The sequence below is a fragment of the Roseateles sp. GW821-FHT02E12 genome (genome assembly GCF_059421665.1).
The window spans coordinates 242558-267816 of the sequence record NZ_JBWKVK010000005.1 but is presented as its reverse complement, the minus strand read 5'-3'; the positions used below and the strand labels follow the sequence as shown (position 1 = coordinate 267816).

Genomic DNA, 25259 nt, shown 5'->3' with positions numbered 1-25259 from the left:
GGTTCAGGCCTTCAACAGTTCGCGGCCGATGATCAGCTGCTGCACTTCGCTGGCACCCTCGTAGATGCGCAGCGCACGGATTTCGCGATAAAGGGATTCGACGATCTCGCCACGGCGCACACCACGGCCGCCGAAGAGCTGCACCGCCGCGTCGATGACCTGCTGAGCGCCCTCGGTCGCCATCAGCTTGGCCATCGCGGCCTCCTTGGTGATGGTCTTGCCCTGGTCGCGCAGCCAGGCGGCGCGGTAGACCATCAGCGCCGACGAATCCACCGTGCAGGCCATATCGGCCAGCTTGGCTTGCGTGAGCGGCAGGTCGGCCAGGCGGGCGCCGAACATGGGGCGCGACTTGGCCTGGTTCAAACCCTCCTGCAGCGCGCGCCGCGCAAAGCCCAGCGCAGCGGCGGCGACGGAGGTGCGGAAGACATCCAGCGTGCGCATGGCCAGCTTGAAGCCCTCGCCAGGCGCACCCAGCATCTGGCTCTTGGGCACACGGCAATTCGTGAAACGCAAACGTGCCAGCGGATGCGGCGCGATGACGTCGATGCGCTCGGCAATCTCGAAGCCCGGCAAGTCGGCATCGACGATGAAGGCCGAGATGCCACGCGAGCCGGGGGCTTCGCCCGTGCGGGCGAACAGCACGTAGAAGTCGGCGATGCCACCATTGGAGATCCAGGTCTTCTCGCCGTTCAGCACGTAGCTGTCGCCGTCCTCGGTGGCGCTGCACTGCATGGCGGCCACGTCGGAGCCGGCCTCGGGTTCGGACAGTGCGAAGGCCGACAACGCCTCGCCCCTCGCCACGCGAGGCAGGTAGCGCTCGCGCTGAGCCAGCGTGCCCTGCAGCGAGATCGCGCCCGAGCCCAGGCCCTGCATCGCGAAGGCGAAGTCCGCCAGACCATCGTGCTTAGCCAGCGTCTCGCGGATCAGGCAGATGGCACGCGTATCGATGGCCTGGCCTTCACCGGCCACGGCGTGGTTCAACCAGCCGGCCTTGCCGAGCAGCGCGACAAGACGCCGGCATTCACCGTCCACGTCACCGTCGTGGTCCACGTGCTGCAGGTTCTCGGTGCACCACGCGTCCAGCGCGTTCGCCAACTCGCGGTGCTTGGTGTCGAAGAAGGGCCAGTCGAGATGGCTCATCTCAATCCCCCTGGAAGACCGGCTTCTGCTTGACCACGAAGGCCTCGTAGGCGCGGTGGAAGTCCTTGGTCATCATGCAGATGGCTTGGGCCTGGGCCTCGGATTCGATGGCCTCGTCCACGCCCATGGACCATTCCTGATGCAGCATGCGCTTGGTCATCGCGTGGCCGAAGCTGGGGCCTGCCGCAATGTCGCTGGCCCATTTCAGCGTCTCATCCAGCAGCTGCTCGGGCACCACCATGCGGTTCAGGAAACCCCAGTTCAGTGCCTCTTCGCCGCCCAGGCTGCGGCCGCTGTAGAGCAGGTCCGACGCTCGACCCTGGCCGACGATGCGCGGCAGCATGGCGCAGGCGCCCATGTCGCAGCCGGCCAGACCGACGCGGGTGAAGAGAAACGCCGTCTTGCTGCGCGCCGTGCCCACGCGCAGGTCCGACGCCATGGCCATGATGGCGCCCGCGCCGGCACAGACGCCGTCGATGGCCGCGAGGATGGGCTGGGGGCAGGCACGCATGGCCTTGACGAGGTCGCCCGTCATGCGTGTGAAGGCCAGCAGGTCGGGCATGCTCATGCCGGTCAGCGGGCCGATGATCTCGTGCACGTCGCCGCCGGAGCAGAAGTTGCCGCCGGCGCCTTGGATGACGATGGCCTTCACGTCGTCGACATAGCTCAGGCGGCGGAACAGGTCGCGCAACTCGGCGTAGGACTCGAAGGTCAGCGGGTTCTTGCGCTCGGGCCGGTTCAGCGTGATGAGGCCGACGGCCCCCTGCTGCTGCCAGACGAAGTGCTGGGGCTCGTAGCCGGCCAGGCTCTGGCTGTTGCCGGAGATCAGGTGCGGGGTCATGGCGTGTTGTCCTTGGACAGGTGCGTTTTAAGTGTCGCGAGCAGGTCCTGAACCTGGGTCTTCTGCGCGGGCGTCCAGCCGGCGAAGAGCTCGACGATCCAGCCCTCGTGCGTGGCGGCCATGCGCTTGAATTGGCGGCGGCCTTGGGGCGTGAGCTTGACGATGAAGCTGCGGCGGTCGTCGGCGCGGGTCTCGCGCAGCACGAAGCCTTCGGCTTCGAGTTGGTCGGTGATGCCCGTCACATTGCCGCCCGTCACCATCAGGCGCTTGGACAGCTCGCGCATGGTCAGGCCATCGGGGTGGCGCTCCAGCTGCGCGAGCAGGTCGAAGCGCGGCAGCGTGGTGCCGAAGTCGGCGCGCAGGCGCTGGCGGATCTGGTCTTCCACGCGCGTGGTGCAGGACAGCAGGCGCAGCCAGAGCTTGAGCGCCTGGTGGTCGTCGTCCGACAACCGCGTTTCCAGGTCGATGTCGACAACTTGGGCACCCTTCGCGCTTCGCGCTGTCCCGCCAAGCGGGAGCTGAGCGCCTCCGGACGGCCGCGCGGCGCTCACATCGTCTCCCCGCCGCAAACCGCGATGGCCTGACCGTTGACGCCGGGGCTGGCGATGAGCCATGCGACCGTGTCGGCGACTTCTTCAGGCTGGATCAACCGGCCCTGCGGATTGGCCTTGGCCAGTTCCGCCCTCGCCTGCTCGGCCGTGCGGCCGGTCTTGGCGACGATGGTGTCGACGGCATTCGCGACGATGTCTGTCTCGGTGTAGCCGGGGCAGACGGCGTTGACCGTCACGCCCTTGGTGGCCACCTCCAGCGCCATCGCACGCGTCAACCCCAGCACGCCGTGCTTGGCGGCGCAGTAAGCAGCGACATAGGCGTAGCCCTTGAGCGCCGCCGTGCTGGCCACGTTGACGATGCGGCCCTGTTTGCGCGCCAGCATGCCCGGCAGCACCGCGCGGCTGCACAGGAAAGTGCCAGTCAGGTTGACGTTGAGCAGGCGCTGCCAGAGTTCCAGCGAGGTCTTGTGCAGCGGCCCGGTCTCGACCTGGCCGGCGTTGTTGACGAGGAGGTCTACGTCGCCCACGGCCGAGAAGGCGGCGGTGACACTGGCTTCGTCGGACACATCGCAGACCTGGATGGCGACGCCGCCCAGCGTCGCTTGCTGAGCCAGCAGGCGCTCATGGCTGCGCCCCATCAGCGTGACGCGCCAGCCGTCGGCTAGCAGCCGCTTCGCCACCGCAGCGCCAATGCCGCTCCCGCCACCGGTAACCACTGCGTGTTTCATACGCCCAATGCCTTGTTGGCCTGTTCGGCCGCCGCCACGTTGCCGGCGCGCTGGCGTTCGAACTCGCGCTCCAGCTGGCTCTTGCCGGACAGGTACTGCTTCGGCCATTCCAGCCCGATGGGCCCGCGATAGCCGATGCGCGCCGCCTCGGTCAGCGTCCAGGCCGGGTTGGCCAGGTGCGGCCGCGCGATGGCGCAGAGGTCGGCGCGGCCGGAGGCAATGATGCTGTTGACATGGTCGGCCTCGGAGATGGCGCCGACGGCCATGGTCGCGATGCCAACGCGGTTGCGGATGCTCTCCGAAAACGGCGTCTGGAACATGCGGCCGTAGACCGGCTTCTGCGCCTTGCTGACCTGGCCGGAGGACACATCGATGAGGTCCGCACCGGCCTGCTTGAACGCGGCGGCGATGGCGACGGCGTCCTCAGGCATCGTGCCGCCGGGCACCCAGTCGTGGGCCGAGATGCGCACGGACATGGGCCGATCCAGTGGCCAGACCTCGCGTAGCGCGGCAAAGACTTCCAGCGGGTAGCGCAGCCGGTTGTCCAGCGAGCCGCCGTAGTCGTCGTCGCGCCGGTTGGTCAGCGGCGAGATGAAAGCCGACAGCAGATAGCCGTGGGCGCAGTGCAGCTCCAGCCAGTCGAAGCCAGCATCGGCCGCGCGGCGGGCGGCACTCAAGAAGTCCTCTCGAACGCGGTCCATGTCGGCACGCGTCATCGCTCGCGCGACCTGGCTGATGCCGTCGAGGTATTGCTGCGGCGAGGCCGAGATCAGCGGCCAATTGCCGTCGGGCAACGGCAGGTCTTCGCCCTCCCACGGCACGCGGGTCGAGCCCTTAGGGCCGGCATGGCCGAGCTGCATCGCGATGCGCGCGCTGCTGCTGGTGTGCACATGCTCGACGATGCGCTGCCAGGCCGCACCCTGGGCGTCGTTCCACAGGCCGGGGCAGGCGGGCGTGATGCGCGCGTCTGGCGAAACGCAGGTCATCTCGGCGAAGACGAGGCCGGCGCCGCCCAGCGCCCGCGCGCCGAGGTGGGCCAGGTGGTAGTCGCCGGGGATGCCGTCCTCGCAGCTGTACTGGGCCATGGGCGATACGACGACGCGGTTCTTCAGAGTAACGTCACGCAGCTTGAAGGGCGTGAACATCGGTGGCACCTGGGCGTCCACACCACTCTGCGCCGCCAGCCAATTTTCGAACTCGCCAACATAGCGAGCGTCGCGCAGCCTCAGGTTCTCGTGCGAGATGCGCTGCGAACGGGTCAGCAGCGAGTAGGCGAACTGCTCGGGCGCCAGGCGCGCATGGCGCTCGACGTTCTCGAACCACTCGGTGGAGTTGCGCGCAGCATTCTGGATGCGCAGCACCTCGATGCTACGGGTGGCTTGATAGGCGTCCAGCGCCGTTTGCAGGTCTCCATGCGCCTGAATGTCACGCGCCAGGTCGATGGCGTCTTCCAGCGCGAGCTTGGTGCCTGAGCCGATGGAGAAGTGCGCCGTGTGAGCCGCGTCGCCCATCAGCACGACCGGTGCGCTGCCGTTGTGATGCACCCAGGTCTTGCAGACGACGCGCGGGAAGCGGATCCACGACGCCGAGCCGCGCAAGTGGCTGGCGTTGGAGATCAGCGGGTGGCCGTCCAGCACCTTGGCGAACAGCTTTTCGCAGAAGGCGATGCCCTCTTCCTTGCTCATCGCCTCGATGCCGGCGGCGCGCCAGACGTCTTCGGGCGCCTCGACGATGAAGGTCGAGTGCATCGCGTCGAAGCGGTAGGCGTGGGCCTGGAACCAGCCCCACTCCGTCTGCTGAAAGTCGAAAGTGAAGGCGTCGAAGAGCTTGGTCGTGCCCAGCCACACGAAGCGGCAGGCGCGCAGGTCGACGTCGGGTTGGTAGGTGGCGGCGTACTTCTGGCGGATGCGGCTGTTCAGGCCATCGGCGGCAATGATGAGATCGGCGTCGATCTCCGCGTCATCGGCCACGTCGGTCTCGTAGACCAGCTCCACGCCCAGCGCCTCACAGCGCGCCTGCAGCAGATTGAGCAGCTTCTTGCGGCCGATGCCGCAAAAGCCGTGGCCGCTGGAGACGATGCTGCGGCCGCGGAAGTGGACGGCGATGTCGTCCCAGTGGTTGAAGGCCTCGCTGATCTGCTCGGCGGTCTCCGGGTCAGCCTCGCGCAACGCGTCGACGGTCTGGTCAGACAGCACGACGCCCCAGCCAAAGGTGTCGCCCGCGCGGTTGCGCTCCAGCACACGCACCTCGTGTGCCGGGTCGGCCTTCTTCATCAGCAGTGCGAAGTAGAGGCCGGCGGGTCCGCCGCCAATGCAGGTGATGCGCATTGCACCACTTTAGAAATCAATAGTTCATGCGTCAAGCATTTTGGCAAGCCCGCCAACGCGGGACAAACCCGTGGACGGTCGCCACGGTGCCGGCCCGCGACTACGTTGGTCCGCCCTCATCGACCTGGGCAGCGTCGGGGACGACGGGCGGCGCCGAAGCTTTTTCAGCCGCCTTGTATGCGACCAGAAATGTGTCGGAAGCCACCTGATCAGCCAGGGCCCTCAAGTTCGCCGCCGAGACGGGGCCCAGCGTGGCTTCCACCTGGTCGTTTGCCGCAGCCCAGAACACCACGGCTTCTGAAAGCCGCGCCTGGCCGAGCGGGGTCAAAACGCCGTGCTTGATCCGCTTGTCTTGGGCGTCCTGGCGCAACTCAACGATGCCGTCCCGCACCAGCGGCTTGAGCGCGTGGGTCAGCGCCGAGAGCTGGATGGCGAGCCGGTTCGCAAGGTCCTGCAGCGTCGGCCCTTGCCGGTCTGCGCCCATCAGCTTGTGGATTTCTGCGATGAGCGCGAGTTGCGTGGCTTTGAGGTTCAACGGCGCAAGCGCTTCGTCATACAACTGGCCGAGTCGGCGGGCAGCAAGGCGCAGCGCCGTATTCGTACAGACGCGGCCGCCCAGCATGTCGTCCTCATGAGCGGTCGGCATACCCGGGCCGTTTTCTGCTTCAACGATTGGTGCGGAAATTCCCATGTTCGCATAATGGTTGAGTACTGCACTATCTGCAAGCTGCGCCTGGCAGATCCTACATTTGAGCCCTCAACTTGTTTGGTTGAGTACTCAATTTTATTTGGATCCGATCAATGACCCATGTCAACTCCAGGAAAGTCGCGCTGATCACGGGGGCTTCCTCCGGCATCGGCGTCGTCTATGCAGACCGTCTCGCTGCGCGCGGCTACGACCTCATTCTTGTCGCCCGGCGCGCTGATCGCCTGGAAGCGCTGAGCGCCCAACTCTCCAAGGCGCACGGTATCAAAGCCAAGGCCGTCGTCGCCGACCTGACCCAGGACCAAGACCTGGCGCGGATCGAGACGATTCTGGCCACCCAGGAGGACCTTCGCGTCCTGGTCAACAACGCCGGTGTGGCGCGACTGGGGCCGGCGGCGCAAACGTCTGCGAACGACGCGAAGTCCCAGATCGACCTCAACATCACGGCACTGACCCGATTGAGCCAGGCCGTGCTGCCCGCGTTCGTGGCGAGGAACCAGGGCGTGATCATCAACATCGCTTCCGTCCTGGCCATCCACTCGCTGCCGATCAGCGCCGTCTACAGCGGCACCAAGGCCTTCGTATTGCAGTACTCCAGGGGTCTGCAGCAGGAACTTGCAGCAACCGGGGTGAAGGTCCAACTGGTCCTTCCGGCATCGACTGCCACCGAACTCTGGGATGCGTCGGGTGTCCCGCTGTCGGCCCTGAACAAGGCGTCCGTGATGACGACCGAGCACATGGTGGATGCGGCGCTTGCGGGCTTTGACCAAGGCGAAACGGTCACCTGGCCATCGGTCGCCGACGCAAGTCTTTGGGAGAAATACGAAGCCGCGCGCTCCGAACTGTTCGCGAATACCCAAGTTGGAACGCCAGCCGCCCGCTACCGGATCGGTTGACCCAGCCGACTGAACGCCACCGCCAATCCCCGCCTCATTCCACTCCCCCCGAGAACACGCCATGCTTTTCGACGCCTTTTCCCTGCGCGCCACTCCACTGAGCAATCGCACCGTGATGTCGCCGCTGACACGCAGCCGCGCGAGCGACAACAACACGGCCAACAGCTTGATGGCCACTTACTACGCCCAGCGTGCGACCGCCGGCCTCATCATCACGGAAGGCACCTCACCGTCGCCCAACGGCCTGGGCTACGCGCGCATTCCGGGCCTGTTCAATGACGCCCAGGTGCGAGGCTGGAAGCTGGTGACCGACGCCGTGCACGCCAAGGGCGGCAAGATCGTCGTGCAGCTGATGCACACCGGCCGCGTGTCCCACGTGGCCAACCTGCCGGCCGGCGCGGAAGTGCTCGGACCTTCTCCCGAGACCTGCCCCGGAGAAATGTGGACCGATACGCAGGGCAGCCAGCCGCATACGCCGCCGCGCGCCATGACAGAGGCCGACATCAAGGCCGTGATCGGCGAGTACGCGACGGCCGCGCGACTTGCCATGCAAGCCGGCTTCGACGGCATCGAATTGCACGCGGCCAACGGCTACCTGCTCGAGCAATTCCTGAACGCCAATGTCAATCGTCGCGCAGATGGCTACGGAGCAAGCGCTGAAGGGCGCAACCGGCTGGTGCTGGAGGTCGCCCGCGCTGCCGTGAAGGAGATCGGCGCCGAGCGAGTCGGCATCCGCCTGTCACCTCGCGGCGTGGTCAACAGCACCGGCGCATTCGAAGGCGTGGACGAACAGTACCTGGCGCTCGTCCAGCAACTCTCCGCACTCGGCCTCATGTATGTCCACGTCCTGGACCATTCGGCCATGGGTGCCCCGCCCGTCCCGGCGAAGCTGAAGGCGGATCTGAGAGCGGCGTTCGACGGCCCCTTCATCCTCGCCGGTGGGCTCGACAAAGCCAGCGCACAGCAGGCGCTGGGCGACGGCCGCGCGGACTTGATCGCCATGGGCAGGCCTTTCATCGCCAACCCGGACCTGGTCGAGCGCATGCGCCAAGACGCGCCGTTGAATGCGCCTGCGCCGGACACGTTCTACACGCCTGGAGCCAAGGGCTACACCGACTATCCGACGCTGGCGGGTTGAGGACCGACGTGCCTGATTGAGCCGGACTCGAATCCGCAACGCGATCGACAAGACTGTCGAAAACGGCTCAGCGCGCCGCGTCGCTCCAGCTCAGGTGCACGACGCGGTAGCCGTTAGCCTTGAGCGCCTGCAGCAGGAAAGGCATCGCCTTTGCGGTCTGGTCCTGCGCGTCGTGCAGCAGCACGATGCCGCCGCCGCTCTTGGCCAGTTGCCCCAGCAGCTTGTCGGCCAGCATCTGCGGCGTCTGGTCGGGCAGCCAGTCCTCGGCGCCGGCGTCGATGGACATGACGGCGATGCTGCGCTCGGCCAGCGCCTTCAACAGCGTGGGCGTCTCCTCCAGGAAGGGGAAACGGTAGGCCGCTGGCTCGGCACCCAAGGCCGCGCGGTAGGTGGCGACCATGGCGTCCAGGTCCGCCAGTTGCCTGGCCGGCGGCAACTGCGAGAAGTGCTCGTGCCGGTAGCCGTGCATGCCCACCGTGTGGCCGGCGTCGCGCACCTGACGTGCGAGCGCCGCGTGCGCACGCAGCGGCTCGCCGTTCATGAAGAAGCTGGCCTTCACGCACTGATCGGCCAGCGCTTTCAGCACGACGGGCGTGGATTCGGGGCGGGGGCCGTCGTCAAAGGTCAGCACGACCTCGCCCGGTGCGAGCGTTGGCAGCGCAGCGTGCTGGGCCTTGCCCCAGGCCGCGGCCTCGCGCTTGAGCGTCAACGTGCGTGACGTGCCAAGCACGTCGGCGCCGCAGGCCGGCGCGGAGGCGGCGGTGGCCAGCACCATGCTCAGCAGCAGCCCCATCAGTGGCCACCGACCGGGGCGGCCTCACCGCTGAACTCGGCGGCTTCCTCGTGGTCGTGCGGGAAAGGTGCCAGCCAGGCCAGGATCACCGGCGGGATCGAGAAGATCAGCACCCAGCCGAAGAAGCTCACGTATTGGTGGTTGACGTAGTTCCACAGCAGGCCGCTGACGCTGCCCGTGCCCCATTTCGTCAGCGCCATGACGCCGGTGGCCATCGCATAGTGGGCCATGCGGAAGGGGCCCGGGGCGATCTGCTGCATCATGTAAAGCATGTGGCCCACCGAGCCCATGCCGAAGCCGAACTTCTCGATGGCAACGATGACGGCGACAGTGGCCGTGTCGGTCGGCATCGTCTGGGCCAGGTAGAAGTAGGTCAGGTGCGGGATGTTGAGCACCAGGGCCAGCGTGAAGAAGCTGCGGGGCAGCGTGCGCTTGGCGACGAAGAAGCCGCCGAGGAAGGCGCCCGCGATGAAGGCCAGCGTGCCCACCGTGCCGTTGATGTGGCCCAGCGACTCGTTGTCCAGGCCCAGCCCGCCGGCGGCGACGCTGTCTAGCAGGAAGAGCGGGCCGAACTTCTCGATGAAGCCTTCACCGAAACGGTAGAAGAAGATGACGGCCAGCATCATCCAGATCTGCGGCTTCTGGAAGAGCGTGACCCAGGCTTCGGCCGTGGCGGCCAGACCACCACTCAGGCCCCGGCCATGCAGCGTGGACGGCGCTCCCGGCGGCAGCACGCGCACGTGCCACAGGCCGAACAGGGCCATGGATGCGGCAGCGATCAGCACGACGATGACCCAGCACTGCACCCAGCTCATGCCCATGTGGTTGTGCAGGTAGCCCGTCAGCGACACGAACAGGCCCGAAGCGACGACGGCGCCCATGTTCCAGCACATGCCCTGCAGGCCGGAGTAGCGCGCCTGGTCGGTCTTGGAGACGGTCGTCATGAATACGCCGTCGGCGCAGGTGTCCTGCGTGGCGGACGCGAAGCCAACGATCCAGAAGAAGGCCAGCGAGAGCTTGAAGAAACCCTCCATGGGCAGGCACAGCGCCACGAGGCCCAGCGCGGCGGCCATCGTGAACTCCATGCTGATGACCCAGAAGCGCTTGCTGCGGTAGCTTTCCAGCAGCGGCGCCCACAGCGGCTTCAGCACCCAGGGCAGGTACATCTGCGAGGTGTAGAGCGCGATGTCCTCGTTGGAGATGCCGAGGTTCTTGTAGATGATGGCCGCAACGACCCCGACCATCACGTTGGGCAAGCCCATGGCCAGGTAGAGCGAGGGCACCCAGGTCAGCGGGTGGCGAGAGGTCGAGGACATGCGGTCTCCGTTTTCTTTTTGACGATCAGTGAGCGTGCTTGGCAGGGCGTGGCGTCAACGCCTGCAGCGCGGCCGACACGTACACCAGCGGCGCGTTCCAGTTGATGGCGACCTCGTTGCTGGCATAGCTGCAGAAGTGGTCGATGTAGGCCAGGGCCGCCAGCGCCGACGGGTAGGCCGGGCAGTTCTTCTGGTCCTGCCGGCCCGGGTTGGGGCCGCCGACGAGAAAGCCGGGCACCGGCGCGTCAACGCCGTCGGCCTCCGACGGGCGGTGGTGCGGGTGCAGCGGCGGTTTGCTGCCGAAGCCGGTCACCATGGACTGGCCCAGAGGGTTGCGGCCCAGCACGTGGTCGAACAGCGCCTGCGCGGCGGCCAGCGTCTCGGGCTTGGGCTTCAAGCGGTAGGCCTGGATGAGCATCAGCGCGCGGTTCAGCACGCCGGAGTTGCTGCCCCAGTCGTAGTCCTGCGCACGCATGCCCACGCGGTAGGCCGAGGCCCGCCAGGTGGCTAGCAATTCATCCGCAAGGGTCATGACTCGTGTTTTGACGACAACGCTGTCATTTTCCCCGAGTTTGCGATGGTGGTGGGCTAGGGTTACCCATGCCAGGCCCTTCACATCGCCCCAGGACGGCACGTTGATGGCGAGCTTGTCCAGGTCCGGCCGGTAGCGCGCGTCGCCCGTCGTGACCCAGAGTTCGGCGCCGGCCCAGGCTAATTCGTCGTCGAGCTTGTCGTCGCCGTAGCCCCCGGTGCGGATGTCGGGCGGCTGCTTGTAGACCTCCTTCGGGTGCGCCTGCGCCCAGCCCCAGGCGCGCTCGGCGGCGGTGCGCATGCGGGCCGACAAGCCCGGGCGCTCTTTCTCAAACGCAGCGAACACGCGGCTGGCCTGGGCCATGACGGCGGCGAAGTCGAGCGCAGCCGCGGTTCCCTTCTGCACGACGTAGCGCTCACCGGTGGCGTCGGCCGGCATGACGACGCCGTCGAAGCCCTTGTTGGTGAGCTTGTGATAGACCCCGCCGTCTGCCGGGTCCTGCATGGCCAGCATCCACTCGAGGTTCCACAGCGCCTCGTTCAGCACGTCGGGCACGCCGTTGCCGGACTCTGGGATGTTGAGCTTCTGCGCCTTGAAGAAGGCCGGATAGTGCTCCCACGCGGCCAGCAGCGTGTAGACGGTAATGCCGGAGTTGACGATGTACTTGTTGTAGTCGCCGGCGTCGTACCAGCCCTTGGGGGCGCTGATGACCGTGCCCTCGGGCCGGCCGGGGCCGACGGCCGAGGCGTGCACCAGCACATGGTCGTCCGCATGCCCGGCGGGCCGTGCCCAGCGGCCGGCATGCACGCCCAGCAGCGGCGTGCTGGCGCGGTTGAAATAGAAGGCCTTGATGGCCGCGGCGTTCACGGCAGCGTAGGCGTCGGCAGCGACGACGAAGGCCGGCGAATCGGCCAGGCCGTCGACGTGCAGGCGGTAGCTGCCCGGTGCTTTCAGCGCGGAGAAGTCGGCCAGGCGCACGTCCTGCCCGGCGGGCTCCCAGCGCGCGGCGGCGCCGAGGCGGCCACGCAGCACGGTGCGGCCGGTGGCGGCATCGACAACCGTGAAGCCTGCGGCCTCAACAGCGGGCACGGCGGCGACCTTGGCGGCACCGGGCGGGTAGCCGATCTGGTTGACGGCGATCTCGCCGGTTTGAGCCTGAGCGTGAGTCACGCTGGCGGCCAGCAGGCCGGCGCAAAGCATCTGTCGGTTCATGGAGTGACGATCCAATTGATGTGGTCGGCCGCGCCGTTGTCGCCACGGGCTTGCAGGCGGTTGCGGCCGGGCCGCAGCGTAACGCCGGGCCAGGTAGCGACGCCGCCCTGCACGGTTTGTGCGGGCAGGTCGACGCCGTTGATGTTGAGCACGGCGCTGCGGCCGTTGGCGTAGACCTTGATGTCCACGCGGCCGGCCGCGCGCGGCGTGGTGCGGCGGCTGGCGATGTGGATGACGGGCTGCCGGCTCCACTGCGCCTGGTAGTACAGGAAGGCGTCCTTGCGCGTTTGGCGGTCGTAGGTCACCAGGCCTTTGTCGTTGATGCCGGGGCGGTCGCCCTCGTTCCGACCGGCCGAGGCGAGGTCGAAGCCGACCCAGACGAAGCTGCCCCACAGCCAGGGCCGCGAGGCAATCTGCGGCCAGTAGGCCTCATGGAACAGCGCCTGGTATTGCTCGGGATGCCAGCGGTCCGTGGGCTTGGGGCGCTGTGGCGGGTCCTGCTGGTGCAGCACGCTGGCGCCGGCGCCGTACTCGGCCAGCGACATCGGGCGCGCCGGCGTCGCGGCATGCACGCGGTCAGCCCAGGGGCCGATGTCGCCGAACTGGCCGTCGTACCAGCCGTAGTAGCGGTTGAAGCCGATGACGTCGGTCTGCCGCGCCATCGCGTGGTCGTCGGGCGCGCAGCAGTGGGCGTAGGCCGTCGTCCGCGTCGGGTCGAGTTCGTGGGCCTGGCGGCTCATGTCGGCCAGCAGCTTGACCACCGCGTCGTCCGACCGGTAGACCTCGTTGCCCACGCCCCAGATGAAGACGGACGGGTGATGATGGTTCTGCTTGATGAGTTCGCGCAGCTGCTGGGCCAGGTTGGCGCGGAAAGCTTCGCCCTCGTCCATCGCCGAGTTCAGCGGGATCTCGGTCCAGGTCAGCAGGCCGGCGCGGTCGGCGTTTTCATAGGCACGCTGCGGGTGCTGGAAGTGCACGAAACGCAGGCCGGTGACACCCAGTTCGGCCAGGATGCGGAAGTCCTCATCGATCTGCGCATCGCTGACGGCCAGGCCCTGGCCCGGGCGGCCGCTGTGGAAGAGGTTGACGCCGTGCACCGCGTGCGGCCGGCCGTTCAGCAGCAGGCCGCGTTGCGGGTCGATCTGCACGCTGCGCAGGCCGACCGGCAGCGTCACGGTGTCGAGAACATCGGCGCCGTCGCGCAGCTCGGCGGTCAGCGTGTAGAGGTGGGGGTCAGCGGGGCCTTGCCAGAGACGGGGGCGCTGGACGGTCCAGGGCTGTTCGGTCACGACGGTAGCGTCGGGTGCAGCTTGCAGCGTCTGCTGGCTGTGTGCGACGACTCGGCCGGCGGCGTCGCGCAGGCTGAGGTTCAGCCCGAGCGGCCGGGCCGCGGCGCCGTCGTTGCGTACGCGGGCCCGCAGCGTCAGCTGGGCGCTGTCAGCGCTGACCTCGGTGGCCGACACGTAGACACCCGGCCCGCCGTCATCGAGCAGGTCGAAGTGCGCGGCCGGCACGGCCAGCAGCTTCACGCCACGGTAGAGGCCGCCAGAGACGGTGAAGTCGCCACCCAGTGGCGCGACATGCTGGGCCGTGGCGTTGTCCACGCGCACGGCGATGCGGTTGCGTCCGGCGACGAGCCAGCGCGTGATATCGATACGAAACGCCGCATAGCCGCCGTCGTGCCGGCCGGCGAGCTGGCCGTTGACCCAGACCTCGGCGCGCAGCGCGGCGCCGTCGAACTGCAGGAAGTGGCGCAGCGCTCTAGCCCCCGGCAACTGTAGCTCGCGCCGGTACCAGCCGGGGCCGCGGTAGTAGGCGCCGCCGGCTTCACCGTCAATGCCATTCCAGGTGTGCGGCAGGCGCACCGCCGCCCAGAAGGCGTCGTCGAAGTCGGCAGCGCTGGCGCCGGCCGCGTCGGCGCGCAGGAAGCGCCAGCCATCGTCCAGCGCAGTGACCTGCCGCGCCAACGAATGGCCGCCGCAGAACAGCAGCAGCGCAAGAAGCAACGACTTGATGCGCCTCATGGCTTCACCACGACGACCTTGCCGCGCACACCCGACGGCTGCGCGGGATCGGACTCGATCATCACGGTGAGTTGGCGCTGCGTGGCGCCCTGCGGCAGCAGCACCGAGAACTCGGCCGGCGCAGCGCTCGTCTTCTCGCCCAGCTTCACGCCGGCAAGCCACACCTGGGCCTTGCCGGCCAGCTCACGGAACACGAGGCGGGCGCGGCCGTCGTTGAGGTCGGCGCGCAGGCGCAAGTCGGTGCGGTAGAGGCGCCAGGCCGGCGACTCGGCGGCCTGCTTGATCGGCACCTCGCCCCAGCCCCAGGTGTTCATGTCGTTGTCGGCGAGCTGCACGTTGGGGTCGGGCCGCTGCGCCTGCGCAGGCGAAATGCGCCAGTACAGCAGCTGCGTCACCGGCTCGGCCGCGGCCACGGCCGGCGGTGTGGTCGCGGCTTGCACCGCGAGCGTGATCTCGGCGGGCTGCAGGCCATCGGCCACCGCACGCAGTTTGACCTCGCCGCTGCCAGCGCGCCGGCTTTGCAGAATGACTTGGGCGAGGCCGTTGTAGAGGCTGCGCTCGCTGGCCTTCTCGGACTCGTGCGAGTTCGCGTCGCCATTGCCCACGCCGATGACGCTGGCTGCGCCGCTCAGCTCGAAGCGCACCTTGAGGTTCGCGGTAGGCACCGGCCTGCCCTGGGCATCGAGGGCGCTGACGGTGACGGGCATGGCGTCCAGCCCGTCACCAGCCAGTGCCCTGCGGTCGGGCGTCAGCAGCAGGCGCACGGGCGCGCCGCTGGTCTCGACGACGTCGCGGGCGATCTCGGCGCCGCCCTTCAGTGCGACGGCTTCCAACTTGCCGGGCGCGTAGACCACATCGAAGGTGACCATCTCGTAAGGGTCGACGTCTCGCTCGTCCACCTGCTTGCCGTTCAGCAGCAGCCGCACGCGCGGCGCATTGCTCAGCACCATGACGCGCTGCTTCTGGCCCTCAAGCCCCGGCCAGTTCCAGTGCGGTGCGATCTTGACGACGGGTTGCTGCTCCGGCTTCACCCACTGCGCGCGATGCAGCCAGAAAGCCGTCTTGGCAAAGCCGCACAAGTCCATCGCACCAAACACCGAGCCCGCGCTAGGCCACTCGAAGGGCGTGGGTTCGCCGCGGTAGTCGAAGCCCGTCCAGACGAAGCCGCCGGCGATGAAGGGCCGCTCGGCGATAGCCTTCCAGGCCTGGCGATGCGTGTTGCCCCAGTAGGCGGCCTCGCTGTCGTCGGAGGCCATCAGGTGCTTGCCCTGGTCGGTCTTGAACTCGCCGCGCGACATGAAGGCGGAGGTGTCTTCCGAGCTGGTCAGCGGCAGCTTGGGGTTGGCCTTGTGGAAGCGGTCGTACTCGCCAATCTGGTAGTTGAAGCCCACCACGTCCACGGCCTGCGACACGTTGATGTCGGAGAACAGCCCGCCGTTCATCGCGGCGGTCACGGGGCGGGTCGCGTCCAGCGCCTTCACGGCGGCCACCATGCGACGCACCATCTCGTAGCCCACCTCGGTGCCCTGCATGGGCTCTTCATTGAAGACCGACCACAGGATGACGCTGGGGTGGTTGCGGTCGCGCTTCACGAGCCAGGTGAGCTGCTGAAGATAGTCCGGCGAGGGATTGAAGTTGCGGTTCTCGTCCATGACGAGAAAGCCCATGCGGTCGGCCAGGTCCAGCACCTCGGCGGCCGGCGCGTTGTGGGCGAAGCGGATCGCGTTGACGCCCATGTCTTTCAGGCGACGCAGCCGGTAGGCCCAGATGGCCTCGGGCACCGCGACGCCGACACCGGCGTGGTCCTGGTGGATGCAGACGCCCTGCAGCTTGACCGGCAGGCCGTTCAGGAAAAAGCCCTTGTCGGCGTCGAAGCGGAGGGTGCGGAAGCCGGTCGTGGTCTCGGCTTCGTCCAGCGTTTGGCCCGCGATCAGGCGGGCGCGCACGCGGTAGAGCTTGGGGTCTTGCAACGTCCAGAGCTCAGGCCGCTGGATGGCGAGTTGCAGCTTCGCGGTGCTGCTACCCAACGGCTGCACACGCACCTTGCTGCGTGAGCGCACGACTTCCTTGCCGGAGGGGTCGATCAGCGTCACCTCCACCTCGGCATCCTGCGCCGCGCGGCCGCTGCTGTTCACTTCGATCTCGACCGGCAGCGACCAGCGCCTGCCGTCGCTGCTGACCGGGTTGGCGTGGATGCCGTCGGTGGCGATGTGCACAGCGTTGCGCTTGACCAGCCAGGTATGCCGGTAGATGCCGGCACCTTCGTACCACCAGCCTTCCTGCGCGTCGGCGTCCACGCGCACAGCGATGTTGTTCACGTCCTCGCCGTAGCGCAGATAGGGCGTGATGTCGATGTTGCGGCCGTTGTAGCCCGACCAGTTGCGGTTGACGACATTGCCGTTGACCCAGACGGTGCTGTGCGTGGCGATGGCGTCGAACTGCAGCTCGATGTGGCGGCCACGGTCCGATGCCGGCAGCTGGAAGTAGCGCCGGTACCAGCCGATGCCGCGCTTGCGGTAGCCCTGGGAGATGTTCTCGTTGGCGTCGAAGCCGCCTTCCACCGCCCAGTCGTGCGGCAGGTCCAGGCGACGCCAGCCGGAGTCGTCGAAGTCGTGCGCCGCTGCCCCCTGCGCGGAGCCAGCCTTGGCGCTGTTGTACGAAGCGCCGTGGCCCTTGATGGGCGGCGTGGGCACGTCGCCCAAATGGAAGAGCCAGCCCTGGTCGAGCGACAGGCGCTCGCGCGGGCTGGCCTCGGCCAAGCTGGCGACGGCCAGCAAAACCATCAACAGAACGCGACGCCAGGCCATGATCACTCCATCAAGCAATGAGCCGGTGGACAGCCTGGGCAGGCGTGTCCACCGGCTTTGAGTGCCGGATTGCCGGTCAGGCGTTCCAGCTGAGCGAAGCGCCATCGGCCAGCACCGGGCTGCGCTTGCCGTCGACGTCCAGGCACCAGTCGCGCAACGCACCTTCGCTGACCGTCGCGATGTACTGCGACCCGCAGCGAGCAACCGTGCCCCGCGCCGCCACACTGCCGTCCAGGCCCACGACCGTGAAGGCCGCGCTCACGCCGTCGTCCAGCTCGAACACGCGCAGCACCGTGCCGCAGGCGTAGTCGTAGTCCGGCTTCTCGGTCTCGGCGCCCCAGGCGATGACGCTGTTCGGTGCGGCGTACAGCGGCATGCTTAAGTAACCATGCGTCTCGCGATGCCAGCGGCCGCCCTGCTTCTTCTCGCCGGACAGCAGGTGTGTCCACCTGCCCTCAGGCAAATAGAAGTCCACCTCGCCGCTCTCCTGGAACACCGGCGCGACGAGCAGGCTCTCGCCGAGCTGGTACTGCCGATCCAGCGGCGCGCAGGCCGGGTCCTGCGGATGCTCCAGCAGCATCGCGCGCATCAGCGGCACGCCCGTCTCGGTCGCCTCGTGAGCCTTGGCGTAGAGATAGGGCATGAGCTGATGCTTGAGCCGCGTGAATTCGCGCAGCACGTCGCAGCTCTCTTCGTCCACGAGCCATGGCACCCGGTAGCTGCTGCTGCCGTGCAGGCGGCTGTGCGAGGACATCAGGCCGAACTGGATCCAGCGCTTGTAGACGGCCGGCGGCGGGTTGCCCTCGAAGCCGCCGATGTCGTGGCTCCAGAAGGCGAAGCCGCAGGAGGTGAGCGACAGGCCGCCTCTGAGGCTCTCGGCCATGGATTCGAAGGTGGACCAGCAGTCGCCGCCCCAGTGCACCGGGAAGCGCTGGCCCGAGGCATAGGTGGAGCGCGCGAAGACGATGGCGTCCTTGCCCTGCACTTCTTCCAGCAGCTCGAACACGGCCTGGTTGTAGTGCAGCGCGTAGAGGTTGTGCATTTCGACGGGGTCGGAGCCATCGAAGTAGGTCACGCCCTCGCTCGGGATGCGTTCGCCGAAGTCGGTCTTGAAGCAATCGGCTCCTTGAGCCAGCAGGCGGCGCAGGTGGCTCTGGTACCAGGCCTTGGCGGCGGGGTTCGTGAAGTCCACGATGGCCATGCCGGGCTGCCACTGGTCGGTCTGGAAGGTCAGCCCGTTCGTTCGCTTGATGAAGTAGCCGTGCTTCACGCCTTCGGCGAACAGCGGCGACTTCTGCGCGACGTAGGGGTTGATCCACAAGCTGATCTTCAGCCCCTTGGCATGCAGACGCTCCAGCATCGCCTCGGGCTCGGGGAAGCCGCGGCGGTCCCATTCGAAGTCGCACCACTGGAACTCGCGCATCCAGAAGCAGTCGAAATGGAAGACGGCCAGCGGCAGGTCGCGGCGCTTCATCTCGTCGATGAAATGGGTGGCCGTCGCTTCGTCGTATTGCGTGGTGAACGAGGTCGTCATCCACAGGCCGAAGCTCCAGGCCGGCGGCAGCGGCGCGCGGCCTGTCAGCGCTGTCAATCGGGTCAAGACAGCCTTGGGATCGGGGCCGGCAATGACGCAGTAGTCCAGGCTTTCGCCCTCGCGGCTGAACTGCACGCGGGCGACCTTCTCCGAGCCGACCTCGAAGGACACCGGGCCGGCCTCGTTGACGAGCACGCCGTAGCCGCGGTTGGTCAGGTAGAAGGGCACGCTCTTATAGGCCTGCTCGCAGGCCGTGCCGCCGTCGCGGTTGCTGTTCTCGACGATCTGGCCGTTCTTGACCCAGGGCGTGAAGCGCTCGCCCAGGCCGTAGACGTTCTCGCCGACGGCCAGGCTCAGCTGCTCGTGGACGTGGTTGCCCTTGCCGGCGTACTGGATGTAGCCGAGGCCGCGCCAGTCGCTTTTGGTGAGGATGCGGTCGCCTTCGCGGAACACCAGGCCCCAGCCCTCACCCTTCTTCACGTCGACCGAGATGGCGCCCGAGGTCAGCGTGGCCTTGGCCTCGCCGTTCTCGATCTGCACGCCAGGCTTGCCGGCGCCGACCATGGGGATGTGCAGGCGCGGTGCGCTCGAGGCGACGTAGTGCTCGACGCTGACACGGATGACACCTTCGAGCGGTGAGCTCAGCGTCACGGTCAGCGTGGGGCCCTGCAGCGTATCGCCACGGTGCTTGATGGGGCGGGTCGTGGCGAGCACGACGAGGCGGTCTTCGTGGACTTCAATGGCATAGGCCTCGGCCGCGTAGTGCGCGGCGACGCCCGGCTGAAGCATCCACTGTCCGTCAGTGAACTTCATGGCTGTCTCAAACTCCTCAAAGGGATGGCGCCTTCACATGGCGCGCGATGTAGTCGCCGTGGCCGGGCATGGCGCCCACGGTCTGGTTGATGGCCTGACGCAGCCGAGCAAAGTGCTGCAGCAGGGCCTCGGGGTCGATGTGGTCGACGAAGGGGTCGTGGCTCTCGGGCTGCAGGCCCAGGCCCAAAAAGAGCGAGACCCAGGACGGCTCGGCAAAGCCCTCGGGGTCGAAGATGGCGACACGGCCCGCGCTGCGGAACAGCTCGATCTGGTGGGCCAGCGAGTCCGGGATGGGCATGGCCGCGCAGTAGCGCCACAGCTCGGAGTCGCGCCTGTCGGTCAGTTTGTAGTGCAGCACGATGAAGTCGCGGATGGACTCGTACTGCAGGGCCATGCGGCGGTTGAACTCGGCCGCCAGATGGGGCTTGAACTGCTTGTCCGGGAAGTACTGGATCAGGCGGCCGACGCCGTCCATGATGAGCTGGATGCTGGTCGACTCCAACGGCTCCAGAAAGCCTGAAGCCAGGCCGATGGCGACGACGTTCTTGACCCAGCCCTGCTTGCGGCGGCCGGTCGTGAAGCGCAGTTGGCGCGGGGTGTCCAGGGCCTTGCTGTCCAGGCCCGCCAGCAAGGTGCTCGCCGCCTCGTCATCGCTGATGAAGTGGCTGCAATAGACATGGCCATTGCCCGTGCGGTGCTGCAGCGGGATGCGCCATTGCCAGCCGGCTGCCCTGGCCGTTGAGGTCGTGAAGGGCGTCAGCGGCTCCACCCGTTCGCTGGGCACGGCCTGGGCGCTGTTGCAAGGCAGCAGCGCGGTCCAGTCCTCGAAGGGCGACTGCATCGCACCGCCGATCAATAGCGCGCGAAAGCCCGAGCAGTCGATGAAGAGGTCGCCATCGATGCGGCGGCCGTCGGCCAGCTTGACCGCGGCGACGAAGCCGTCTTCGGGCCGCAGTTCGACGTCGACGATCAGCCCTTCGATGCGCTGGGCACCACGCTCCATCGCGTACTCGCGCAGGTAGGCGGCGTAGAGGCCGGCATCGAAGTGATAAGCGAAGGAATAGGCATTGGCCGCCGATGGCGCGCCACCCTCGGGCGGCGTGAAGCGGTTGCCCTTGGCCATGACGGTAGATGTCGACCAGTCCTCGTAGCTCGGCAGCCCGTCCGCGATGCGCGACAGGCGCAGCCAGTGCTGCCAGGGCGCGCGGTTGTCGATGGCCGGGCCGAAGTCGCCAAAGCCATGGAAGAAGCGGTGGCCGACACGGCCCCAGTCGCGGAACTCGATGCCGAGCTTGAAGCTGCCCTGGGTGCGCTTGACGAAGTCGGCGCCGTCCAGGCCCAGCGTGCGGTTGTAAGCGCGGATGGGCGGCAGCGTGGCCTCGCCGACGCCGATGGTGCCGATGTCGGGTGACTCGACCAGCACGATTTCGCAGGCGCCTTTGCCGGCCGCCGCAAAGCGCTGCGCCAGCGGCGCGGCGGCCATCCAGCCGGCGGTGCCGCCGCCAACGATGACGATCTTGCGGATAGAGGAATCGGGCATGGCTGTCTCTGGGCCAAGATTTTTATGAGCCTCACCGGGACCGGCGGGCGGCGCGATCTTCGACGAGCCGAGCCGCATCGCGCTAGGGGCTTTTACCGTATTTACTTCGTTCGATGGCCGAACTAATATGGCCTCAAGCCCATCAAAGCATGGGCACTACTAGGAGACAAATGCAGGCCGAAGCCGCAGGCAGCCAACAGCTGCTCAAGGTCATCAATCGCATGGCGCTGGTGAGGCACCTCTGTGCCAACCCGGGCCTGTCGCGTGCCGACCTGGCCGGGGCCGTCGGCCTGACCAAGTCCACCGTCAGCATGCTGGTGCGCGAGCTGATCGTCGAAGGCTGGCTGGCCGAACGCGAGGTCGTCGCGACCGGCGACCTGGGCCGTCGCCCCACCCCTCTCTTCATCGATCCGGCCAAGCTGCTGCTGCTCGGCGCCGAGGTCGGCATCGAGTCCGTGCGCGTTGTCGCCACCTCGCTGACCGGCGAAGTGCAGGCCTGGACGGTGGCCAACTACGGCGCCAGCCGCACGGCCAAGGCCTGCATCGCAAGCCTGGCCGCGGCGCTGCTCAAGCTGCGCAAGCAGCTCGACGCCAGCCAGCAGATCCTGGGCATCGGCGTGGGCTTGCCGGGCGGCGTCAACGAGGCGCGCGGCGTGCTGCACTTCGCGCCCAACCTCGGCTGGCGCGACATCCCCTTCGGCGCCCTGCTCGGCGAAAAGCTGCAAGACACTTCGCTCGCCGGCGTGCCCCTCTTCATACAGAACGAAGCCGATGTGGCGGCCCTGGGCGAGATGGAGTTCAACCCCGCGCCGGCGTCCGATCCGCTGCTCTACGTCTCCATCAACCAGGGCCTGGGCGCCGGCGTCATCGTTGGCGACCGCCTGCTGACCGGCAGCCGTGGCTTTGCCGGCGAGGTCGGCCACATGGTGCTGCAGCTCAACGGCCCACGCTGCTCCTGCGGCCGCCGTGGTTGCGCTGAAGCACTGATTGCGACACGCGCCATGCTCGGTGGCAGCGAGGACGGCACGGCGCTGCGCTCGCTGGCCGAGGTGCGCGCCCATCTCGTCGACGAAGACCCCGAGACGCTGAAGGCCGTCACCTCCGCCGGCCGCTACCTCGGCGTGCTGCTGCAGAACCTGGCCACCGCCTACGACCCCGCCTGCATCGTGCTGGGCGGCTCGGTCGTCGAGCTGGGTGAGCCCTTCCTGAAGCCGGCGCTGGACACCTTGCTCGATTACGCCGCTGCGGCCAGCCTGCCGCCGCCAACGGTGCGCACTTCGATGTTCGGTGCCAACGCCGTCGCCGTTGGCGCTGCCGCGCTGGCGCGCTTTCGGCTGACCCGCCCCGGCCTGCCGCTGGCCGACAGCGGCAGCGTGGCGCTGGTAGACGCCGAGGAGACCGCCTGATGTTCCTCGGCATCGATCTCGGCACCTCCGAAGTCAAGCTGCTGCTGCTCGACGGCGAGGGCCGTATCGTCGGCACGGCGGGCAGCGCGCTGACGCTGTCGTCGCCTGAGCCGCTGTGGTCCGAGCAAGCGCCAAGCGACTGGTGGCAGGCCACCGAGGCCGCCGTCGCCAAGCTGCGCGCCGCCCATCCGATGGCCTTCGCCGCGGTGCGTGGCATTGGCCTGTCAGGCCAGATGCATGGCGCCGTTCTACTCGATGACAGCGATGCCATCCTGCGCCCCGCCATCCTGTGGAACGACGGTCGCAGCCATGCCGAGTGCGACGAGCTGACGGCTGCCGCACCGCGCCTGCACGAGATCGCCGGCAATCTCGCGATGCCTGGCTTCACGGCACCCAAGCTGCTGTGGGTGAAGAAGCACGAGCCCGAAGTTTTCTCACGCGTGGCCAGCGTGCTACTGCCCAAGGACTGGCTGCGCTTGCAACTGACGGGTGACAAGGTTTCCGAGCCGTCTGACGCGGCCGGCACGCTGTGGCTGGACGTGGCTCGCCGCGACTGGTCCGACGAGCTGCTGGCGGCCTGCGGCCTGACGCGTGCGCAGATGCCGCGCCTTGTCGAGAGCAATGAACCGAGCGGCGTGCTGCTGCCCGAACTGGCGAAGGCCTGGGGCCTGAGCGCGGAAGTGGTGGTTGCCGGCGGCGCAGGCGACAACGCGGCCAGCGCCATCGGCATCGGCGCCACGCAGCCGGGCGATGGCTTCATCTCGCTGGGCACCTCGGGCGTGCTCTTCGTCGTCAACGACCGCTACCGCCCCAACCCCGCCTCAGCGGTCCACGCCTTCTGCCACGCCCTGCCCGAGCGCTGGCACCAGATGAGCGTGATGCTGTCGGCCGCAAGCTGCCTGCGCTGGTTCTGCAATCTCGTCGGTGCCGATGAAGCAACATTGCTGGCTGAACTTTCACCAAATGACAGCGCAGTCAACGCGCCCATCTTCCTGCCCTATCTGGCCGGTGAGCGCACGCCACACAACGACCCGTTCGCACCCGGCGTCTTCCATGGCCTGAAGGGCCAGACCAACCGCGCCGACTGCACCTACGCCGTGCTCGAAGGCGTGGCCTTCGGCCTGGCCGATGGCCTCAACGCCCTGCGTGCCGCAGGTACCGAAGTGCAGCAACTCTCCCTTGTTGGCGGCGGTTCGCGCAGTGCCTATTGGGCGCAGTTGATTGCAGACGCGCTGGACGTCGAGATCGTCGTGCACACCGGCAGCGAAGCCGGTGGCGCACTGGGCGCGGCACGCCTCGGTTGGCTGGCCGCCGGTGGCCGCATCGAGCAGGCCTGCACCCGCCCCGACATCGCGGCCCGCTTCTCTCCCAACCCCGAACGCCATGCGCTCCTGGCCCCTCGCCTGGCGCGCTTCCGTGACCTTTACCGCCGCCTGCGCGGTGCCTGACCTTTCCGTTATGACGAGCTATTTCCACGACATCGCGCCCATCCGTTTCGAGGGCGCCGACAGCCAGAACGACCTGGCCTTCAAGCATTACGACAAGGACCGCATCGTCCTGGGCAAGCGCATGGAAGACCACCTGCGCTTTGCCACCTGCTACTGGCACAACTTCGTCTGGACCGGCCTGGACCCGTTCGGTGGCGCCACCTTCGAGCGCCCCTGGTTCCAGGGCGGCAGCCCCATGGAACTCGCCAAGCTGAAGGCCGACGCCGCCTTCGAGTTCTTCGCCAAGCTCGGCGCGCCCTACTACTGCTTCCATGACCGCGACGTCGCCCCCGAAGGCGCCACGCCGCGCGAGAGCCACGAGAACTTCCAGCGCATCGTCGACGTGCTCGGCGAGAAGCAGCAGGCCACCGGCCTGAAGCTGCTGTGGGGCACGGCCAACCTGTTCAGCCACCGCCGCTTCATGTCGGGCGCGGCCAGCAATCCCGACCCGGCGCTGTTCGCCATGGCCGCGCTGCAGGTGCGCGATGCGATGGACGCCACGCTCAAGCTCGGCGGCGAGAACTACGTGCTGTGGGGCGGCCGCGAGGGCTACGAGACGCTGCTGAACACGCGCCTGGGCCAGGAGATGGACCAGCTCGGCCGCTTCCTCACCATGGTGGTTGAGTACAAGCACAAGATCGGCTTCAAGGGCGCCATCCTCATCGAGCCCAAGCCGCGCGAGCCGTCCAAGCACCAGTACGACTTCGACACCGCCACGGTCTACGGCTTCCTCGTGCGCTACGGCCTGGAGAAAGAGGTCAAGGTCAACATCGAGGCCAACCACGCCACGCTGTCGGGCCACAGCTTCGAGCACGAGATCGCCACCGCCGGGGCGCTGGGCATCCTCGGCAGCCTGGACATGAACCGCGGCGACCCGCAGCTGGGCTGGGACACCGACCAGTTCCCCAACAACGTGCCCGAGACGGCCGTGGCCCTGTACCACGTGCTCCAGGCGGGTGGCCTGGGTTCGGGCGGCCTGAACTTCGATGCCAAGGTGCGCCGCCAGAGCATCGACGCGGCCGACCTCTTCCACGGCCACATCGGCGGCATGGACGTCTGCGCCCAGGCCCTGCTGATCGCCGAAAAGATGGTCACCGACGGGCGCCTCAAGGCTGCCGTCGACGGCCGCTACGCCGGCTGGGACACCCCCTTCGGCCAGGACATCCTGCAAGGCCGCCGCACGCTGGACCAACTGGCCGACCAGGTGCTCGCCGGCAACACCGACGTGGCGCCCGTGTCGGGCCGCCAGGAAGTCTTCGAGAACCTCGTCAACCGCTTCTGCGGCTGAGCGCCCCACACCCGATTCACCACCCCCGCCGCCCAGCACACCCGGACCGACAACGCTGCCAATGACGAACACCCTCGCTCAAACGCCACGCGCCCGTCGACCCGGGCGATGTTGACCCCTGCCCTTTTTCCGCCGAACCAGCTGTAAGACACAGGCCAAGAGCCCCATGACAACGAGAGG

General features: G+C 67.7%; 18 protein-coding genes. 5 read left to right on the top strand and 13 right to left on the bottom strand.

Annotated elements, in window-relative coordinates; all coding sequences use genetic code 11:
• Positions 1–3: 3 nt before the first annotated feature.
• The 6 genes from AC07V5_RS28500 to AC07V5_RS28475 all read right to left on the bottom strand — a co-directional run bounded on the left by AC07V5_RS28500 (position 4) and on the right by AC07V5_RS28475 (position 6278).
• Positions 4–1140: an acyl-CoA dehydrogenase family protein gene (locus AC07V5_RS28500; protein WP_495118988.1), complete on the bottom strand. Its 1137-nt coding sequence runs from the start codon at positions 1138–1140 to the stop codon at positions 4–6.
• Between the two features lies 1 nt (position 1141).
• Positions 1142–1981, bottom strand: coding sequence for an enoyl-CoA hydratase family protein (locus AC07V5_RS28495; RefSeq protein WP_495118987.1), 840 nt, complete (start codon positions 1979–1981; stop codon positions 1142–1144).
• A complete protein-coding gene (locus AC07V5_RS28490; protein WP_495118986.1) occupies positions 1978–2430 on the bottom strand; it encodes a MarR family winged helix-turn-helix transcriptional regulator in 453 nt (150 codons plus the stop codon). The genes AC07V5_RS28495 and AC07V5_RS28490 overlap by 4 nt, the downstream gene beginning before the upstream one ends.
• Before the next feature lie 98 nt (positions 2431–2528).
• Positions 2529–3260 (bottom strand): SDR family NAD(P)-dependent oxidoreductase, encoded by a 732-nt coding sequence (locus tag AC07V5_RS28485; protein WP_495118985.1) that lies wholly within the window; start codon positions 3258–3260, stop codon positions 2529–2531.
• Positions 3257–5587 (bottom strand): bifunctional salicylyl-CoA 5-hydroxylase/oxidoreductase, encoded by a 2331-nt coding sequence (locus tag AC07V5_RS28480; RefSeq protein ID WP_495118984.1) that lies wholly within the window; start codon positions 5585–5587, stop codon positions 3257–3259. The genes AC07V5_RS28485 and AC07V5_RS28480 overlap by 4 nt, the downstream gene beginning before the upstream one ends.
• Positions 5588–5687: 100 nt before the next feature.
• Positions 5688–6278, bottom strand: a complete 591-nt coding sequence (locus AC07V5_RS28475; protein WP_495118983.1) for a MarR family winged helix-turn-helix transcriptional regulator — start codon at positions 6276–6278, stop codon at positions 5688–5690.
• A gap of 110 nt (positions 6279–6388) precedes the next feature.
• Between AC07V5_RS28475 and AC07V5_RS28470 the strand changes: the two genes are divergently transcribed.
• Both AC07V5_RS28470 and AC07V5_RS28465 read left to right on the top strand, forming a co-directional pair.
• Positions 6389–7189: an SDR family NAD(P)-dependent oxidoreductase gene (locus tag AC07V5_RS28470; RefSeq protein WP_495118982.1), complete on the top strand. Its 801-nt coding sequence runs from the start codon at positions 6389–6391 to the stop codon at positions 7187–7189.
• Positions 7190–7250: 61 nt separating this feature from the next.
• Positions 7251–8327: an alkene reductase gene (locus tag AC07V5_RS28465; protein WP_495118981.1), complete on the top strand. Its 1077-nt coding sequence runs from the start codon at positions 7251–7253 to the stop codon at positions 8325–8327.
• A 67-nt stretch (positions 8328–8394) separates the two neighbouring features.
• Here AC07V5_RS28465 and AC07V5_RS28460 read toward each other — a convergent pair whose 3' ends face one another.
• The 7 genes from AC07V5_RS28460 to AC07V5_RS28430 form a co-directional block, all read right to left on the bottom strand.
• The gene (locus tag AC07V5_RS28460; RefSeq protein WP_495118980.1) at positions 8395–9120 is read right to left on the bottom strand and encodes a polysaccharide deacetylase family protein; all 726 of its coding nucleotides are present in this window, start codon (positions 9118–9120) and stop codon (positions 8395–8397) included.
• Positions 9120–10436: an MFS transporter gene (locus AC07V5_RS28455; protein ID WP_495118979.1), complete on the bottom strand. Its 1317-nt coding sequence runs from the start codon at positions 10434–10436 to the stop codon at positions 9120–9122. Before AC07V5_RS28455 ends, AC07V5_RS28460 begins: the two co-directional genes overlap by 1 nt.
• Before the next feature lie 25 nt (positions 10437–10461).
• Positions 10462–12180, bottom strand: a complete 1719-nt coding sequence (locus AC07V5_RS28450) for a glycoside hydrolase family 9 protein (protein WP_495118978.1) — start codon at positions 12178–12180, stop codon at positions 10462–10464.
• Positions 12177–14204, bottom strand: coding sequence for a glycoside hydrolase family 2 protein (locus tag AC07V5_RS28445; protein WP_495118977.1), 2028 nt, complete (start codon positions 14202–14204; stop codon positions 12177–12179). The genes AC07V5_RS28450 and AC07V5_RS28445 overlap by 4 nt, the downstream gene beginning before the upstream one ends.
• The gene (galA, locus tag AC07V5_RS28440; protein WP_495118976.1) at positions 14201–17011 is read right to left on the bottom strand and encodes a beta-galactosidase GalA; all 2811 of its coding nucleotides are present in this window, start codon (positions 17009–17011) and stop codon (positions 14201–14203) included. Before galA ends, AC07V5_RS28445 begins: the two co-directional genes overlap by 4 nt.
• A 76-nt stretch (positions 17012–17087) precedes the next feature.
• Positions 17088–19358, bottom strand: coding sequence for an alpha-xylosidase (gene yicI / locus AC07V5_RS28435; RefSeq protein ID WP_495118975.1), 2271 nt, complete (start codon positions 19356–19358; stop codon positions 17088–17090).
• Between the two features lie 16 nt (positions 19359–19374).
• A complete protein-coding gene (locus AC07V5_RS28430) occupies positions 19375–20898 on the bottom strand; it encodes a tryptophan halogenase family protein (RefSeq protein ID WP_495118974.1) in 1524 nt (507 codons plus the stop codon).
• A gap of 170 nt (positions 20899–21068) precedes the next feature.
• Between AC07V5_RS28430 and AC07V5_RS28425 the strand changes: the two genes are divergently transcribed.
• The 3 genes from AC07V5_RS28425 to xylA are packed head-to-tail and all read left to right on the top strand — an operon-like array spanning position 21069 to position 25079.
• Positions 21069–22304, top strand: coding sequence for an ROK family transcriptional regulator (locus tag AC07V5_RS28425; RefSeq protein ID WP_495118973.1), 1236 nt, complete (start codon positions 21069–21071; stop codon positions 22302–22304).
• Entirely contained in the window at positions 22304–23752 is a 1449-nt protein-coding gene (gene xylB / locus AC07V5_RS28420) for a xylulokinase (RefSeq protein WP_495118972.1), read from the top strand. The genes AC07V5_RS28425 and xylB overlap by 1 nt, the downstream gene beginning before the upstream one ends.
• 10 nt (positions 23753–23762) lie before the next feature.
• Positions 23763–25079, top strand: coding sequence for a xylose isomerase (gene xylA / locus AC07V5_RS28415; RefSeq protein WP_495118971.1), 1317 nt, complete (start codon positions 23763–23765; stop codon positions 25077–25079).
• Positions 25080–25259 lie beyond the last annotated feature (180 nt).

What these genes read in the sequence shown, in the direction of transcription:
- AC07V5_RS28500 (WP_495118988.1), bottom strand. Translation starts at nt 1,140, where the DNA reads ATGAGCCATCTCGACTGGCCCTTCTTCGACACCAAGCACCGCGAGTTG.
- AC07V5_RS28495 (WP_495118987.1), bottom strand. Translation starts at nt 1,981, where the DNA reads ATGACCCCGCACCTGATCTCCGGCAACAGCCAGAGCCTGGCCGGCTAC.
- AC07V5_RS28485 (WP_495118985.1), bottom strand. Translation starts at nt 3,260, where the DNA reads ATGAAACACGCAGTGGTTACCGGTGGCGGGAGCGGCATTGGCGCTGCG.
- AC07V5_RS28480 (WP_495118984.1), bottom strand. Translation starts at nt 5,587, where the DNA reads ATGCGCATCACCTGCATTGGCGGCGGACCCGCCGGCCTCTACTTCGCA.
- AC07V5_RS28475 (WP_495118983.1), bottom strand. Translation starts at nt 6,278, where the DNA reads ATGGGAATTTCCGCACCAATCGTTGAAGCAGAAAACGGCCCGGGTATG.
- AC07V5_RS28470 (WP_495118982.1), top strand. Translation starts at nt 6,389, where the DNA reads ATGACCCATGTCAACTCCAGGAAAGTCGCGCTGATCACGGGGGCTTCC.
- AC07V5_RS28465 (WP_495118981.1), top strand. Translation starts at nt 7,251, where the DNA reads ATGCTTTTCGACGCCTTTTCCCTGCGCGCCACTCCACTGAGCAATCGC.
- AC07V5_RS28460 (WP_495118980.1), bottom strand. Translation starts at nt 9,120, where the DNA reads ATGGGGCTGCTGCTGAGCATGGTGCTGGCCACCGCCGCCTCCGCGCCG.
- AC07V5_RS28455 (WP_495118979.1), bottom strand. Translation starts at nt 10,436, where the DNA reads ATGTCCTCGACCTCTCGCCACCCGCTGACCTGGGTGCCCTCGCTCTAC.
- AC07V5_RS28450 (WP_495118978.1), bottom strand. Translation starts at nt 12,180, where the DNA reads ATGAACCGACAGATGCTTTGCGCCGGCCTGCTGGCCGCCAGCGTGACT.
- AC07V5_RS28445 (WP_495118977.1), bottom strand. Translation starts at nt 14,204, where the DNA reads ATGAGGCGCATCAAGTCGTTGCTTCTTGCGCTGCTGCTGTTCTGCGGC.
- galA (WP_495118976.1), bottom strand. Translation starts at nt 17,011, where the DNA reads ATGGCCTGGCGTCGCGTTCTGTTGATGGTTTTGCTGGCCGTCGCCAGC.
- yicI (WP_495118975.1), bottom strand. Translation starts at nt 19,358, where the DNA reads ATGAAGTTCACTGACGGACAGTGGATGCTTCAGCCGGGCGTCGCCGCG.
- AC07V5_RS28430 (WP_495118974.1), bottom strand. Translation starts at nt 20,898, where the DNA reads ATGCCCGATTCCTCTATCCGCAAGATCGTCATCGTTGGCGGCGGCACC.
- AC07V5_RS28425 (WP_495118973.1), top strand. Translation starts at nt 21,069, where the DNA reads ATGCAGGCCGAAGCCGCAGGCAGCCAACAGCTGCTCAAGGTCATCAAT.
- xylB (WP_495118972.1), top strand. Translation starts at nt 22,304, where the DNA reads ATGTTCCTCGGCATCGATCTCGGCACCTCCGAAGTCAAGCTGCTGCTG.
- xylA (WP_495118971.1), top strand. Translation starts at nt 23,763, where the DNA reads ATGACGAGCTATTTCCACGACATCGCGCCCATCCGTTTCGAGGGCGCC.